Annotated in this window: 11 protein-coding genes and 2 pseudogenes; 8 read left to right on the forward strand and 5 right to left on the reverse strand. The window is 68.6% G+C overall.

The annotated features are described in order from the left end of the window. Positions 1–1,123 (forward strand): annotated as a pseudogene (locus tag ACFTZB_RS31580) (RNA-guided endonuclease InsQ/TnpB family protein); the annotation flags it as partial. A 2-nt stretch (positions 1,124–1,125) separates the two neighbouring features. Here ACFTZB_RS31580 and ACFTZB_RS31585 read toward each other — a convergent pair. The 3 genes and pseudogenes from ACFTZB_RS31585 to ACFTZB_RS31595 form a co-directional block, all read right to left on the reverse strand. After that, a pseudogene (locus tag ACFTZB_RS31585) lies at positions 1,126–2,970 on the reverse strand (FAD-dependent oxidoreductase); the annotation flags it as partial. Between the two features lie 89 nt (positions 2,971–3,059). Further along, positions 3,060–4,211, reverse strand: coding sequence for an MFS transporter (locus tag ACFTZB_RS31590; protein WP_378437556.1), 1,152 nt, complete (start codon positions 4,209–4,211; stop codon positions 3,060–3,062). Further along, positions 4,208–5,173: a PAC2 family protein gene (locus ACFTZB_RS31595; protein WP_378437558.1), complete on the reverse strand. Its 966-nt coding sequence runs from the start codon at positions 5,171–5,173 to the stop codon at positions 4,208–4,210. Before ACFTZB_RS31595 ends, ACFTZB_RS31590 begins: the two co-directional genes overlap by 4 nt. 51 nt (positions 5,174–5,224) lie before the next feature. Between ACFTZB_RS31595 and metH the strand changes: the two genes are divergently transcribed. Genes metH through hisG form a run of 6 tightly spaced genes read left to right on the forward strand, consistent with a single transcriptional unit; the run spans position 5,225 to position 12,453 of the window. Then, positions 5,225–8,794: a methionine synthase gene (gene metH / locus ACFTZB_RS31600; RefSeq protein ID WP_378437560.1), complete on the forward strand. Its 3,570-nt coding sequence runs from the start codon at positions 5,225–5,227 to the stop codon at positions 8,792–8,794. Continuing rightward, complete coding sequence (locus ACFTZB_RS31605) at positions 8,787–9,479, forward strand: HAD family hydrolase (RefSeq protein ID WP_378437562.1); 693 nt, start codon at positions 8,787–8,789, stop codon at positions 9,477–9,479. Before metH ends, ACFTZB_RS31605 begins: the two co-directional genes overlap by 8 nt. A 15-nt stretch (positions 9,480–9,494) precedes the next feature. Continuing rightward, positions 9,495–10,352, forward strand: a complete 858-nt coding sequence (locus ACFTZB_RS31610) for a rhodanese-related sulfurtransferase (RefSeq protein ID WP_378437564.1) — start codon at positions 9,495–9,497, stop codon at positions 10,350–10,352. Between the two features lies 1 nt (position 10,353). Further along, complete coding sequence (locus tag ACFTZB_RS31615; protein ID WP_378437566.1) at positions 10,354–11,247, forward strand: pseudouridine synthase; 894 nt, start codon at positions 10,354–10,356, stop codon at positions 11,245–11,247. A 25-nt stretch (positions 11,248–11,272) separates the two neighbouring features. Continuing rightward, on the forward strand, positions 11,273–11,554 hold the full coding sequence (locus ACFTZB_RS31620; protein ID WP_009473527.1) for a phosphoribosyl-ATP diphosphatase: 282 nt from the start codon (positions 11,273–11,275) through the stop codon (positions 11,552–11,554). 47 nt (positions 11,555–11,601) lie between these two features. Beyond that, entirely contained in the window at positions 11,602–12,453 is an 852-nt protein-coding gene (gene hisG, locus ACFTZB_RS31625; protein ID WP_012687844.1) for an ATP phosphoribosyltransferase, read from the forward strand. 37 nt (positions 12,454–12,490) lie between these two features. Here the strand turns inward: hisG and ACFTZB_RS31630 are convergent, their stop codons facing one another. Beyond that, on the reverse strand, positions 12,491–13,327 hold the full coding sequence (locus ACFTZB_RS31630; RefSeq protein ID WP_378437569.1) for a thioesterase family protein: 837 nt from the start codon (positions 13,325–13,327) through the stop codon (positions 12,491–12,493). Next, on the reverse strand, positions 13,324–14,229 hold the full coding sequence (locus ACFTZB_RS31635; RefSeq protein WP_378437571.1) for a RecB family exonuclease: 906 nt from the start codon (positions 14,227–14,229) through the stop codon (positions 13,324–13,326). Before ACFTZB_RS31635 ends, ACFTZB_RS31630 begins: the two co-directional genes overlap by 4 nt. 95 nt (positions 14,230–14,324) lie before the next feature. Here ACFTZB_RS31635 and ACFTZB_RS31640 point away from each other — a divergent pair. Beyond that, positions 14,325–15,173 (forward strand): tRNA (adenine-N1)-methyltransferase (locus tag ACFTZB_RS31640; RefSeq protein WP_378437573.1); only part of this gene is annotated, 849 nt, incomplete at its 3' end.

Genomic DNA, 15,173 nt, shown 5'->3' on the forward strand with positions numbered 1-15,173 from the left:
CCGCCGCTGATCGGCGTCCGTTCGCGCTGCAGAAGCAGGTCTATGCCCAGCTCAAAGCGTGCGGGTTGTCGGCGCAGCCGGCGATCCGGGTCATCAAGAAAGTCGCGGATGCGTACGCGACCCGGACGGCGAACCTGCTCAACGGGAATTACGGCACGCCGGGATCTACACGGTATGCGAAGGTTGCGGGTAAGGCGATCGTGTTCCGTCCGGACGCGGGCCAACCGTTCGACGATCGGTGCTTGTCGTGGCAGGTCGATCGATCGACGGTGTCGATCTGGACGAGCGCGGGCCGGATGCGCAACGTCGGATTCGTGTGCGCGCCGTGGCAGCTGACAATGCTCGCCGACCGCAAAGGCGAGTCGGATCTGATTTTCCGGGACGGATGTTTCTACCTGCATGCAACCGTCGACACCGACGCCCCGCAGCAGCTGGTTCCCGCCGACGACGCCACCGGGTGGCTGGGTGTGGACTTGGGGATCGTGAACCTGGCGGTGACCACCGCAGACGACCCGGCTGAACTGGACGTCCGGTGGTCCGGTGGTGCGGTCACGGCCCGCCGGAAAAGTACGCAACCATCCGGTCCGCGCTGCAGAAGGTGGGGACCAAGTCCGCGAAACGGAAACTGAAGAAACGGCGGAGGAAGGAGACTCGGTACGCCACCGACATCAACCACCAACTCTCGAAAACGATCGTTGCCCAAGCACAACGCACCGGTCAAGGGATCGCGGTAGAAGACCTATCGGGAATCCGGGACCGGGTACGGCTCGCACGCAGACAACGGCAACAACTGCACTCCTGGGCATACGCGCAACTGCGCGACCAGATCACCTACAAGGCGCAAGCCGCAGGAGTGCCGGTGCAGGTGATCAACCCGCGCAATACCAGTAAGACTTGCCACCAGTGCGGGCACTGCGACACCGCGAACAGGCACAGTCAAGCACTGTTCCGGTGCCGCGGCTGCGGATGGACCGGCCACGCCGACTATAACGCCGCCGCCAACATCGCCGCACTCGGACACAACAACTACCGGGCCGCCCAATCAACCGTGCCTAAAGCAGCCACCCCTCTCACAGCCAGTGAGAACGTGAGCAGCAAACCCGCGTCCTTCAGGACCGGGTAGTTGATCGTGCGCATGCTCTTGCCGTACGCGAACCCGGACGGCATGTCGAGGTCGCCCCACACCTTGGGGAGGTCCTCCTTCTTGATGCCGAGCAGGTCGATGCGCTGCCCGCCGGTGACCTTCACGAGCGGCACGCCGTACTTGTCGGCGACATCGGCGATCTTGCGGAGCTGATCCGGCGTGGTGACGCCGCCCTTCATCTGCGGGACCACCGAGAACGTGCCGTCGCGCTGGATGTTGGCGTGCACGCGGTCGTTGATGAACAGCGCGCCCCGCTCGTTCACCCACTCGGGACCCCAGATCGTGCGGAGCAGGGACGCGAGCGGCATCTTCGCGGACGCGTCCTCCTTCGCGTCCGTCGCGAGTTCGGCGAACACCTGGGACACGGCGCGCAGATCACGTTCCCGGATGGTCGCGATGAGTTCCGGCTTGCTCATCGGGATGCACGGCACGTACCAGTCGGCCGAGGGGTCGGCCTCGAGTGCGCCGCCCGCGGCGCAGGCCACGATGTCGGCGACGAGTCCCTTGCACGACCCGCAGCCCTTGCCCGCGCGGGTCTGGGCGCAGACGTCGGTGAGGGTCTTCGCGCCGGAGTAGACGCAGGCCACCAGGTCGCCCTTGCTCACGCCGCTGCAGTTACACACCTGCAGGTCGGCGGGAAGGTCGGCGACACTTGGCGCGGCGCTCGGCGCCCCGACGTCGAAGAGCATGCTGATGCGCTCCTCGGGCAGCGGCACCTTGCCGTCGAACGCCTGTGTGAGGAAGCCGGCCTTGCTGATGTCGCCCATCAGGGTGGCGCCGATCAGCTTTCCGTCCCGGACGACGAGGCTCTTGTACGTGCCGCTGCGCGGTTCGTAGTACTGGACGAACTTGTCGTCCGCCGTCTCCGGTCCCTTGACGCCCATCGCGGCCTCCCACACCGGGGCGACCAGGCCGTAGGTTTCTCCCCGGTGCTGCGCGCACTCGCCGACGGCGTACACGGAACCCTCGTCCTCGCAGCGCATCTGGTCGTCCACGACGATCCCGCGCTCGACCACCAGTCCTGCGGCCCGCGCCAGTTCGGTGTTGGGCCGGATGCCGGCGGTGACGACCACCATGTCGGCGTCCAGCGTGGAGCCGTCGACGAACGAGACCCCGGTCACCAGGCCTGCGTCGTCACGGAGCACGGCGGTGGTCCGCATCGAGGTGTGGACGCCGACACCGAGTTTCTCGATCTCGGCGCGCAGGACGCTGCCGCCGCGTTCGTCGAGTTGCTGATTCATCAGGTGGCCGGGGGAGTGCACGACGTTGACGGTGAGTCCCTGAGTGCGCAGCCCGTACGCCGCCTCCAGACCGAGCAGACCGCCGCCGATGACCACCGCGGACACGTCGTCGCGGGCCTGCGCCATCTGCAGCATGCCGTTGGTGTCGGCGAGGTTCCTGAATCCGAACACCCCGCGGGCCAGGCGGCCGTCGTGCTCGCGCAGTCCGTCCATGTTGGGAAAGAACGTGTTGCTTCCCGTCGCGACGATCAGCACGTCGTACTCGACGACGCGGCCGCTCTCGCACGTGACGGTCTTCGCGAACCGGTCGAGCGCGACCGCGCGGTCACCGGCGTGAAGTTTCACACCGTTCGCCGTGTACCAGCCCACTGGGTTGAGGATCAGGTCCTCGTCGTCGACGGCCGCCTCCCCGGACAGCACGTGCGAGAGCATGATCCGGTTGTAGTTGCCGTAGGGCTCGTCGCCGATCATGGTGATCTCGAACCGCTCACGCCCGCCGCGGTTCAGGATCTCCTCGAAGGTGCGGGCGCCGGCCATACCGTTGCCGACGACCAGCAGCTTGCTCGAACTCGGTGTGTGGGCCATGCACAAAGGCTGCGCCCCCGGAGTGTCGTAACAGCTGCGCGCACGTTACGTGAGAATCAGGAACAGCTCACAGCGTCCCAGAAAGCATGTCAGGCAGGGGGCCGGTCGCGGGGCATCAGCAGTGGGGCCAGCACGGCGAGGAGCAGGGCGGGCAGAAGGAAGCCGGCCGCGGGCGACACCGCGTACACCGGGGTGAGGGTGATCGGCGCGAGCGCGTTGCCGGTGAACCGCAACGCCTGCACGACGGACACCGCGCCGCCCCGGTTGGGGCCCGGCGACCCGAGCACGGCGGCGTTGACGCCGACCAGGATGAACTGACCCGCGGTTCCGGCCGCGAACCAGGCAACGGCCACGACCGCCAGGAGCGATACGGTCCCGGCGGCGGCGACGAGAGCTGCCCCGGCGAACGCGCCGATCAGCACGGCGGAGCGGGCCCCGATCTTGTCGATGACACCGCCGGCGAGGCGCGCGGTGAGGATGCCGGCGACACCGAACCCGGTGAGCAGCAGGCCGCGCTGGGTGGGGCTCAGGCCGAACACGTCCTCGGCGCGGAACGCGACCAGGAAGCTCAGCCCACCGAGTGCGCCCCAGCCGAGGAGCGCGACCACCCCGATTCTCAGCACCGACGGGGTGAGGGCGTCCCGCAGTCGCGGACGCGCCGCCCCTGGCTCGGCGGGCGGGCTGTCTGGAACACCGACCAGACCCAGCACCGCGGCCACGAGGGCGATGACGAGGAACGCGAGCCGCCAGTCGACCTCCGCCGCGAGGCCGCCGACGAGCGGGGCACTCGACTGTCCCGCGGCCTGGAAGGCGCCGAAGATCCCGAGCGCCCGGCCGAGGTGCTTCTTCGGCGTCGAGGCGGCGAGCGCGGCCAGCAGCAGTGGCGTCGTGAACGAGTTGGAACATCCCTGGAGCACGCGGGCGCCGAGGAACAGCGGGAGCGTCGGCGCCGCGAAGCAGGCCAGCGACGACAGCAGGTAGACGCCGTACGCGATCCGCACGGTCCGCATCTGCCCCCACCGGGCGCCCAGCGTGCCCGACACCAGCATCAGCAGCGCGAACGGCAGCAGGTACGCGGTCAGCGACCCGGCCGCGGCGGACGCGCTCACGCCGAGGTCGTCACCGATCTCGGGAAGGATCGAGGCGACCACCCCGCCGCCGAACGGGCCGAGGAATCCGCCGGCGTAGAGCGCCGTGCGCTGGAGCGAGGAACGAAGCGATTCGGACGAGTTCTTCGTCACAGCCCGAAGCTGCCGGGCCCACGCCTGCGGAGATACCGCTCGAACTCGGCCGCGAGCGCGTCACCGTCGATCTTCGAGATGGCGTCGGAGATGTCGGTCTCGGCGTCGCCGCGCTCCTCGAGTGAGCGGACGTAGTCGCCGATCTCCTCGTCGTCCGCGGTCATCTCGGTGACGGCTTCCTGCCAGTCGTCGGCCTGCGACGGGAGTTCCCCGAGGGGCACCTCGATGTCCAGGACGTCCTCGACCCGTTGCAGCAGAGCCACGGTCGCCTTGGGGTTCGGCGGCTGGGACACGTAATGGGGCACGGCCGCCCAGAACGACACCGCAGGCACACCGGCCCGGACACACGCGTCCTGCAGCACCCCGGTGATCCCGGTCGGTCCCTCGTACCGGGTCTGCTCGAGCTTGAACCGCTCGGCGGCCTCGCTGCTGTACGCGCTGCCCGTCACCGGGACCGGCCGCGTGTGCGGGGTGTCCGCGAGCAGCGCCCCGAGGATCACCACGGTGTTGATCTGCAGTTGATCGATCAGCTCGAGAAGGTCCTCGCAGAAACTCCGCCAGCGCATGTTCGGTTCGATTCCGCGCAGCAGCACCACGTCGCGGTCGCTGCCAGGGGGCGAGCACACCGACAGCCGGGTGGCGGGCCACACGATCTCCCGGGTGACACCGTCCACTTGCCGGACCGTGGGTCGATTGACCTGGTAGTCGTAGTACTCCTCGGAGTCCAGCTCGGCCAGCGGCTGGGCGTCCCAGGTCAGTTCGAGGTGCTCGACGGCTCCGCTCGCGGCGTCGCCGGCGTCGTTCCAGCCCTCGAAGGCGGCGACGAGAACAGGGTCACGAAGTACGGGCACGCCAGTGTCGGTGGCACCGTCGTCGGCGCTGTCGGTGGCACCGTCGTACGCGGTGCCGGGGGTGTCGTCGTCGGGGCCCGCAGGCGTGACGGGGAACTCACTGGAACTCACCCACCCAGCCTACGGCCAGCATTGGTTCGCGCGCCCACTAGTCTGGACGGCATGTCTGCGCCATTTCACTCTGCCCTGCTCGATGCGTTGAACCAGCGCGTTGTCATCGGCGACGGAGCCATGGGCACCATGTTGCAGGCCGCGGACCTCACGCTCGACGACTTCCTCGGGCTCGAAGGCTGCAACGAAATCCTCAACGACACCCGCCCTGACGTGCTGAAAGAGATCCACCGCGCGTACTTCGAGGCCGGGGCCGACGCCGTCGAGACCAACACGTTCGGGTGCAATCTCCCCAACCTCGCCGATTACGACATATCGGACCGTATCCGGGAACTGGCAGAGAAGGGAACCCGGCTGGCGCGTGAGGTCGCCGACGAGATGGGGCCGGGACGCGACGGGATGGGCCGCTTCGTCCTCGGCTCGATGGGCCCCGGAACCAAGCTGCCGACGCTCGGCCACGCGCCGTTCGCGACCCTGCGCGACGCCTACGCGGAGGCCGCGATGGGCATGATCGACGGGGGCGCCGACGCGATCCTCGTCGAGACCTGCCAGGACCTGCTGCAGGTGAAGGCCGCCATCCTGGGTAGTCAGCGGGCGATGGAGACGCTCGGGTCGCGGCTGCCGATCATCACCCACGTCACGGTCGAGACCACCGGCACGATGCTGCTCGGCAGTGAGATCGGTGCCGCGCTGACCGCGCTCGAACCGCTCGGTATCGACATGATCGGGCTCAACTGCGCGACCGGTCCCGCCGAGATGAGCGAACATCTCCGCCACCTGTCCAAGTACAGCTCCCTGCCCGTGTCGGTGATGCCCAACGCCGGACTGCCGCAGCTCGGCCCGAACGGCGCCGAGTACCCGCTCACCGCGGAGGAACTCGCCGAGGCGCTCAGCGGCTTCGTCACCGAGTTCGGTCTCGGTCTGGTCGGCGGCTGCTGCGGCACCACCCCGGAACACATCCGCCAGGTGGCCGAAGCGGTCCGCCTCGTCGAGAAGGCCGCGCGCAACCCGGTCCACGAGTCGGGGACGTCGTCGCTGTACACGGCGGTGCCGTTCGAGCAGGACGCCAGCATCCTGATGATCGGTGAGCGGACGAACTCCAACGGCTCCAAGGCATTTCGTGAGGCGATGATCGCCGAGGACTACCAGAAGTGCCTCGACATCGCGAAGGACCAGACCCGCGACGGCGCCCACATGCTCGACCTCAACGTCGACTACGTCGGACGCGACGGCGCCGCCGACATGGCCGCCCTCGCGAGCCGGTTCGCGACGTCGTCGACTCTGCCGATCATGCTCGACTCCACCGAGCCCGCGGTCCTGCAGGCCGGCCTCGAACACCTCGGCGGCCGGTGCGCCGTCAACTCCGTCAACTACGAGGACGGCGACGGACCGGACTCGCGGTTCCAGAAGATCATGCGGCTCGTCAAGGAGCACGGCGCCGCCGTCGTCGCGCTGACCATCGACGAGGAGGGGCAGGCGCGCACCGCCGAGCACAAGGTCCGCATCGCCGAGCGCCTGCTCGACGACATCACCGTGAACTGGGGCCTCGACGAGTCCGACATCATCATCGACGCGCTGACCTTCCCGATCTCCACCGGTCAGGAGGAGGTCCGACGCGACGGCATCGAGACGATCGACGCGATCCGCGAACTGAAGAAACGGCATCCGCGGGTGCACTTCACCCTCGGCGTGTCCAACATCTCGTTCGGTCTCAACCCGGCCGCCCGGCAGGTCCTGAACTCGGTGTTCCTGCACGAGTGCACCGAGGCGGGCCTCGACACGGCCATCGTGCACGCGTCGAAGATCCTGCCGATGGCGCGGATCCCCGACGAACAGCGCGAAACGGCCCTCGACCTGGTCTACGACCGCCGTCGCGAGGGCTACGACCCGCTGCAGAAGCTGATGGAGCTGTTCGAGGGCGTCTCCGCGGCGTCGGCACGCGAATCCCGCGCCCAGGAACTGGCGGCGCTGCCGCTGTTCGAGCGGCTGGAACGGCGCATCGTCGACGGTGAACGCAACGGTCTCGACGACGACCTCACCGCGGCGATGGAGGAGAAGCCGCCGCTCGCGATCATCAACGAGACCCTGCTGTCCGGCATGAAGACCGTCGGCGAACTCTTCGGGTCCGGGCAGATGCAGTTGCCGTTCGTGCTGCAGTCCGCCGAGGTGATGAAGGCGGCCGTGGCGTACCTCGAACCCCACATGGAGGCCACCGACGAGGACGGCAAGGGCCGCATCGTCATCGCCACCGTGAAGGGCGACGTCCACGACATCGGCAAGAACCTCGTCGACATCATCCTCAGCAACAACGGGTACGACGTGGTGAACCTCGGCATCAAGCAGCCGATCGCGACGATCCTCGACGCGGCGATCGAGCAGAAGGCCGACGTCATCGGCATGTCCGGTCTGCTCGTGAAGTCGACCGTGGTGATGAAGGACAACCTGCAGGAACTCAACGCCAAGGGTGTCGCGGAGAAGTTCCCCGTCCTCCTCGGCGGTGCCGCGCTGACCCGCTCGTACGTGGAGAACGACCTGGCCGAGGTGTACGAGGGCGACGTCAGCTACGCGCGCGACGCATTCGAGGGCCTGCACAAGATGGACGAGATCATGGCCGTCAAACGCGGCGGCGGACCCGACCCGGACAGCCCGGAAGCGATCGCCGCCCGGGAGAAGGCGGCCGAACGCAAGGCCCGCCACGAACGGTCCAAGCGGATCGCGGAGAAACGCAAGGCCGCCGAGACCCCGATCGAGGTGCCGGAACGGTCCGACGTGGCCACCGACATCGTCGTCCCGAGCCCGCCGTTCTGGGGCAACCGGATCGTGAAGGGTGTCTCGCTGTCCGACTACGCCGGACTGCTGGACGAGCGCGCCCTGTTCCTCGGGCAGTGGGGTCTGCGCGGGCAGCGTTCCGGCGACGGTCCCACCTACGAGGAGCTGGTGGATACGGAGGGCCGCCCACGACTGCGGTACTGGCTCGACCGGCTGAGCACCGAGGGAATCCTCGCGCACGCCGCCGTGGTGTACGGCTACTTCCCCGCCGTGTCCGAGGGTGACGACGTGGTCGTGCTCACCGACCCGGCACCGGACGCGGAGGAACGCTTCCGGTTCACGTTCCCGCGCCAGCACCGCGACCGGTTCCTCTGCGTCGCCGACTTCGTCCGGTCCCGCACCGAGGCGAAGGAGACCGGTCAGGTCGACGTGTTCCCGATGCAGCTCGTCACCATGGGCCAGCCGATCGCGGACTTCGCGAACGAGCTGTTCGCCGCCAACGCGTACCGCGACTACCTCGAGGTGCACGGCATCGGTGTGCAGCTGACGGAATCGCTGGCCGAGTACTGGCATCAGCGGGTCCGCGAGGAACTCGTGCTGCCCGGCGGTCACAACGTGGCCGAGCAGGATCCGTCGGAGGTGTCCGGGTTCTTCGACCTCGCCTACCGCGGCGCGCGCTACTCCTTCGGGTACGGCGCCTGCCCCAACCTGGAGGACCGCGCGAAGATGGTCGCTCTCCTCGAACCCGAACGGATCGGTGTGAAGTTGTCGGAGGAACTGCAGTTGCACCCCGAGCAGTCCACGGATGCGTTCGTGCTGCACCACCCCGAGGCGAAGTACTTCAATGTCTGAGGCATTCGACGGTCTCGCAGGCGTGCTGTGGGACATGGACGGAACGCTGCTCGATTCCGAGAAGATGTGGGACGTCGCGGTCCGCGAGTTGTCGCTGCACCTCGGCGGTCCGATGACCGAGGAGACACGCCTGAAGACGATCGGCGCGTCCAGCGCCAACGCTCTCGGCGTCATCTTCGACGCTCTCGGACTCGACCGGGATCCGGCGGCGCTCGCCGAGGCCAAGGAATGGATGTTCACCCGCGTCGAGGAACTGTTCGGCGACGGGATCCCGTGGCGGCCGGGCGCCCACGACGCGCTGCGGACCGCCCGGGCACACGGACTGAGGTCGGCGCTGGTGACCAACACCGAGCGCCGGCTCACCGAGCGGGCGCTCGAGACACTCGGCAGGCACCACTTCGACCACTCGGTGTGCGGCGACGAGGTGCCGGCAGGCAAACCGCACCCGGACCCGTACCTGCGGGGTGCGGAGCTGCTCGGGCTGCACCCGTCGCAGTGCCTCGCCGTCGAGGACTCGCCCACCGGTGCCGCGTCCGCGCAGGCCGCGGGCTGCGTCGTCCTCATCGTCCCGTGCGAGATCCCGGTGGCCGACGGCCCGGGGCGGGTGTTCCGCGGCAGCCTCGAAGGTCTCACCGGTGCCGATCTGGCCGAGGCCTGGGCCCAGCCGAGCGGTGTACGTCTCTAGGTAGTCTGGTTTCCCGTGGCTGTCCCGAAAATCGTGCTGTTCTACGTGTTCACTCCGCTCGCCGACCCGGAGGCGATCCGGCTCTGGCAGTACACGCTGGCCGAGGCGCACAACCTGACGGGCCGGATCCTCGTCTCCGAGCACGGCATCAACGCGACCGTCGGCGGCGACATCCGCGACGTCAAGCGGTACGTGAAGGGAACACGCAGCTACGCGCCGTTCAAGGACGCCGACATCAAGTGGTCGGACGGGCTCGGCGCCGACTTCCCGCGGCTCAGCGTGAAGGTGCGGCCGGAGATCGTGACGTTCGGTGCGCCGGGCGAGCTGAAGGTGGACGCGAACGGTGTCGTCGGCGGCGGTACCCACCTGGCGCCGGACGAGGTGCACCGCCTGGTCGAGGGGCGCGGTGACGACGTCGTCTTCTTCGACGGACGCAACGGCTTCGAGGCGGAGATCGGCCGCTTCCGGGACGCCGTCGTGCCGGACGTGTCCACCACCCGCGACTTCGTGCACGAACTCGACAGCGGCAAATACGACCATCTCAAGGACAAGGCCGTCGTCACCTACTGCACCGGGGGAGTGCGGTGCGAGGTCCTGTCCTCGCTGATGCGTTCGCGCGGGTTCGGTGAGGTCTACCAACTGGACGGCGGCATCGTCCGCTACGGCGAGGCGTTCGGTGACTCGGGTCTGTGGGAGGGGTCGCTGTACGTCTTCGACAAGCGGATGACCATCGAGTTCAGCGATGGGGCCCAGACCCTGGGACGCTGCACCCGATGCGGCGGCCCGACGTCCCGGTACGAGAATCTGCCGGAAGATCGGGGCCGCGAACTCGTGCTCGTGTGCGCCGGCTGCACCGAGAACCGGGCGGGCTGAGGTGGCCGGGGCGCCGCTGCCCGTCCGCAACGGCCTCGGTCCCGATCGCATCCGGATGCCGGCCGGGCTCGGGGCGAAGACCGTCGCCGAATTCCTGGTCGAGACGTACCCCGACGAGCGGGCGCACTGGCTGTCGCTGATCGACGGTGGGGAAGTCGTCGACGAACACGGCAGGGTGGTCGACCGCGGCACCCGCTATGCGCCGACCCGATTCGTGTACTTCTACCGCGACCCCGCACCCGAGATCCCGGTTCCGTTCGAGATCGACATCCTCCACCGCGACGACCAACTCGTGGTGATCGACAAGCCCCATTTCCTCGCGACCATTCCGCGGGGCGCGCACATCACCGAGACGGCGGTCGTGCGGTTGCGGCGGACGCTGGACCTCCCCGATCTCACCCCGGCCCACCGGCTCGACCGGATGACGGCCGGTGTGCTGGTGTTCCTGATCCGGCCGGAGGACCGCAGGGCGTATCAGGAACTGTTCGTCTCCCAGCAGGTCACCAAGGAATACGAGGCCGTCGCCGGGCACGATCCCGCGCTGGAGTTTCCGCGCACCATCCGCAGCCGCATCGTCAAGGAACACGGGATCATGACGGCCACGGAGGAACCGGGAGAGCCGAACAGCGAAACCGTCGTCGACCTGATCGAGACCCGGGACGGCCGCGCCCGCTACCGGCTGTTGCCGAAGACCGGCCGGACGCACCAACTGCGGCTGCACATGTCGTCGCTGGGGCTGCCGATCGAGGGCGACAACTACTACCCGGACTTCCGCCGATCGGAGCCCGGCGACTTCTCGACCCCGTTGCGGTTGCTGGCGCGGGCCATCGAGTTCACCGATCCCCGTTCGGGCCGGGTCCGCCGCTTCGAGAGTCGCCGCACACTCGGGTGGTGACCGGTTCGGAGAGGTCCGCGGCGGCGTGAAACAATGGGTCCTCGTGAAGACCTTCGAATCCCTGTTCGCCGAGCTGACCGAGCGTGCCGCTACCCGCCCCGAGGGGTCCGGCACCGTTGCCGCCCTCGACGCCGGCGTCCATTCGCAGGGAAAGAAGATCCTCGAAGAGGCGGGTGAGGTGTGGATCGCCGCCGAGCACGAGAGCGACGAGGCGCTCGCCGAGGAGATCTCCCAACTGCTGTACTGGACGCAGGTGCTGATGGTGGGTAAGGGCCTGAAACTCGAGGACGTCTACCGACATCTGTGATCGGTGATCGAGACTCCTCCACCCGCTCCCGAAAGGAACCCTCAGCCATGCTGCGCGTCGCAGTCCCCAACAAGGGCTCGCTGTCCGAGTCCGCCGCCGAAATCCTCTCCGAGGCCGGCTACCGTCGTCGCACCGACTCCCGCGACCTGACCGTCCTCGACCCGTCCAATCAGGTCGAGTTCTTCTTCCTGCGTCCCAAGGACATCGCGATCTACGTCGGTTCCGGTGAACTCGATCTCGGCATCACCGGCCGCGACCTGGCCCGTGACTCGGGCGCCCCGGTCGCCGAGCGGCTGTCGCTCGGATTCGGCCGCTCCACGTTCCGGTACGCCGCCCCCGCCGGCAAGGACTGGAAGGTCGAGGACCTCGCCGGACTCCGGATCGCCACGTCCTACCCCAACCTGGTGCGCGACGACCTCTCCGCACGCGGGATCGAGGCCTCGGTCATCCGCCTCGACGGCGCCGTGGAGATCTCCATCCAGCTCGGGGTCGCGGACGCGATCGCCGACGTCGTCGGATCCGGCCGCACCCTGCGCCAGCACAACCTGGTCGCGTTCGGTGACACCCTGTGCGACTCCGAGGGTGTGCTCATCGAGCGGGCCGGTTCGCCCGCCGACGATTCCGCACGCAATCAGTTGGTCGAGCGGGTGCGTGGCATCGTCTTCGCGCAGCAGAATCTGATGCTCGACTACGACTGCCCGAAGACGATCCTCGACGACGCGCTGAAGATCACCCCCGGACTCGAGTCGCCGACGCTGTCGCCGCTCGCCGACGAGAACTGGGTCGCGGTCCGGGCGATGGTGCCGATCAAGGGTCACAACGGAGTGATGGACGAACTCGCGGACCTCGGCGCCAAGGCCATCCTCGCGTCGAACATCCGGTCCTGCCGCGCACTCTGATCTCGTTCCGCCGCAGGACGATCCGCGCCCGTTCCGGTCAGGAGCGGGCGCGGACCTGTACGGTCTGGGCGATCCGGCCGACCGAGCCGGTCTCGTCGTACAGCACGCCCGCGCACATTCCCACGCCGTCGGGTCCGATGGACGTCTCGGAGCCGACGCCGACCCATTCGCCCTCGGGGACCCGGAAGATGTGCACGGTGAGGTCGGTGTTGAGGAACGTCCAGTCGGCCGGGTCGAGTTTCGATCCCACACCGTTGGCGACGTCCGCGATGGAGAAGAGCCGCTCGAGCGGCGTCATGGTCTCGCCGAGGACCAGCGCGGGCCGCGGCCTCGCCCACAGCTTGCCGGGGCCCTCGCACCCCATCTCGGCGATCCACCGCCAGTCGAGGGTCGTCAGGTAGCCCGAATTCCAGCCTTCGCTGAACGTGCCCTCCCGGCCGGTGGACCGAGGTTCGAGTGGCGGGTCGACGACATGGACGGCATCGCTCGTGTCGACGGTCTCCATGCGCCACGCCGAGCCCCGCGCCACGGCACGGGGCCGGTCGCCGACGGTCCACAGTTCGGCGACCACCAACTCCACCCGGCGGCCCGGCCGCTGCACCCAGGACCGGACCTCGAGTTCTGCGATCGGGATCGGGCCGAGGATCTCCACCACGACCCGCGTGATGCGCGCGTCGTCACGAGGGGCGCACCGTTCGAGTGCCCGCACGAGCAGCGCAGACGGGGGAGCGCCGTGCTGCATGGTCTCGGCCCACACGCTGATCGTCAGATCGGTGCTGTCGAATCGCTCGACCGTGATCTTCTGGTCCGAATCCACTTCCGGCGCACCCGGTGCTTCCGAACCGAGTGGTACGTAGTAGGACTCGGAACTCATTCGACAATCTCCTCGAAACCTGGTGCGTCTTCGGCGGGCCCCTCCGGCCATCCCGGGTAGGGAGGCGGCGTTCCTCCGAACGAGGGGCACAGGGACTTATGATCACACCAGTCGCACAGCCGGCTCGGCTTGGGTCGGAAATCGCCGGTGACACCCGCCGCCAGGATGGCCTTCCAGATCGCCGACAGCGTGCGCTCGAACCGCAGCAGTTCGTCCTCGTCGGGCGCGTAGGTGAGGACCGTGCCGGACGCGAGATACAGCAGCCGCAGCTGCGCCGGGACGATGCCACGGGTGCGCAGCAGGACCAGCGCGTAGAACTTCATCTGGAACAGCGCCTTGGACTCGGACATCTCGCGGGGTGCGCGGCCGGTCTTGTAGTCGACCACCCGCACCTCGCCGGTGGGGGCGACGTCGATGCGGTCGACGAATCCGCGGAGCAGCACCCCGTCGGCGAGTTCGGTCTCGACGCGCTGTTCGCACGATTCGGCCTCGAACCGGGTGGGGTCCTCCAGCTGGTAGTAGGCGGTGACGAGCGAACGCGCCTCGTCGAGGAACGCCTCGCGCTGGTCCTCGGGGACCAGGTCCATCAGGTCGGGTGCCTCGGCGAGGAGGCGCTCCCAGGACGGGAGGATCAGATCGACCGCCTTCTGCGGGACCCGTTCGGCGGCGGGCAGCCCGAACAGCGCCTCGAGCGCGGCGTGCACCACCGTGCCCTTCACCTGCGCGCGCGACGGTGCCTCGGGGAGCCGGTCGACGGCACGGAAGCGGTAGAGGAGAGGGCACTGCTTGAAGTCGCCGGCGCGGGATGGTGACAGGGCCGGCCGCCTGCGTGTGGCCGAAGTGTCGCCGGGCTGTGACGGGGAACCCTTTGTGACGGGGGCTGGCGACTCTGAGATGCTCACACCTGGCAGGGTAGGCCCCCGGTCCGACAGTCGTGTCGGGGCTGCGGGGCGGGCGCCGGACGGCGCCGGACGAACAGGCTGAGGAGTCGGTGACGATGGTGGGACGCGAAACGCGACCGAGTGGACCGTTTCGGGTGGGCGATCGCGTCCAGTTGACCGACGGCAAGGGTCGGCACTACACGGTCAATCTGGAGGCGGGCAAGGAGTTCCACACGCACCGCGGCGGAATCCTGCACGACGACCTGATCGGCACCGACGAGGGCAGCGTGGTCAAGTCCACCAACGGCACCCCGTACCTCGCGCTGCGTCCGCTGCTCGTCGACTACGTCCTGTCGATGCCCCGCGGGGCGCAGGTCATCTATCCGAAGGACGCCGCGCAGATCGTCCACGAGGGCGACGTCTTCCCGGGCGCCCGTGTCCTCGAGGCCGGCGCGGGCTCGGGCGCACTGACGTGCTCCCTGCTGCGCGCGGTGGGGCCGGAAGGCCGGGTCATCTCGTACGAGGTGCGCGACGATCACGCCGAGCACGCCGTGCGGAACGTCGAGACGTTCTTCGGGGAACGTCCCGCGAACTGGGACCTGACCATCGCGGACGTCGCCGAGTTCGACGCCGACGCGGCCGGCGGCCCGGTCGACCGGGTGGTCCTCGACATGCTGGCCCCCTGGGACGCGCTGCCCGCGGTGTCCAAGGCGCTGGTTCCCGGCGGTGTGCTCGTCGTCTACGTCGCGACTGTGACGCAGCTCTCCAAGGTCGTCGAGGCGATGCGCGAGCAGGAGTGCTGGACCGAGCCGCGGTCCTGGGAGTCGATCGTCCGTGGCTGGCACGTCGTCGGGCTCGCGGTGCGGCCGGAACATCGGATGCAGGGCCACACCGCGTTCCTGGTCAGCGCCCGGCGTCTCGCCGAGGGGACCGTCACACCCAAGCCGCAGCGCCGGTCGGGCACT

The organism is Rhodococcus sp. NPDC057014, from assembly GCF_042673295.1.
Classification (GTDB): domain Bacteria; phylum Actinomycetota; class Actinomycetes; order Mycobacteriales; family Mycobacteriaceae; genus Rhodococcus_F.

Excerpts from the sequence above, each read along its gene's own strand:
- metH (WP_378437560.1), top strand. The coding sequence starts at position 5,225 with ATGTCTGCGCCATTTCACTCTGCCCTGCTCGATGCGTTGAACCAGCGC.
- ACFTZB_RS31605 (WP_378437562.1), top strand. The coding sequence starts at position 8,787 with ATGTCTGAGGCATTCGACGGTCTCGCAGGCGTGCTGTGGGACATGGAC.
- hisG (WP_012687844.1), top strand. The coding sequence starts at position 11,602 with ATGCTGCGCGTCGCAGTCCCCAACAAGGGCTCGCTGTCCGAGTCCGCC.
- ACFTZB_RS31630 (WP_378437569.1), bottom strand. The coding sequence starts at position 13,327 with ATGAGTTCCGAGTCCTACTACGTACCACTCGGTTCGGAAGCACCGGGT.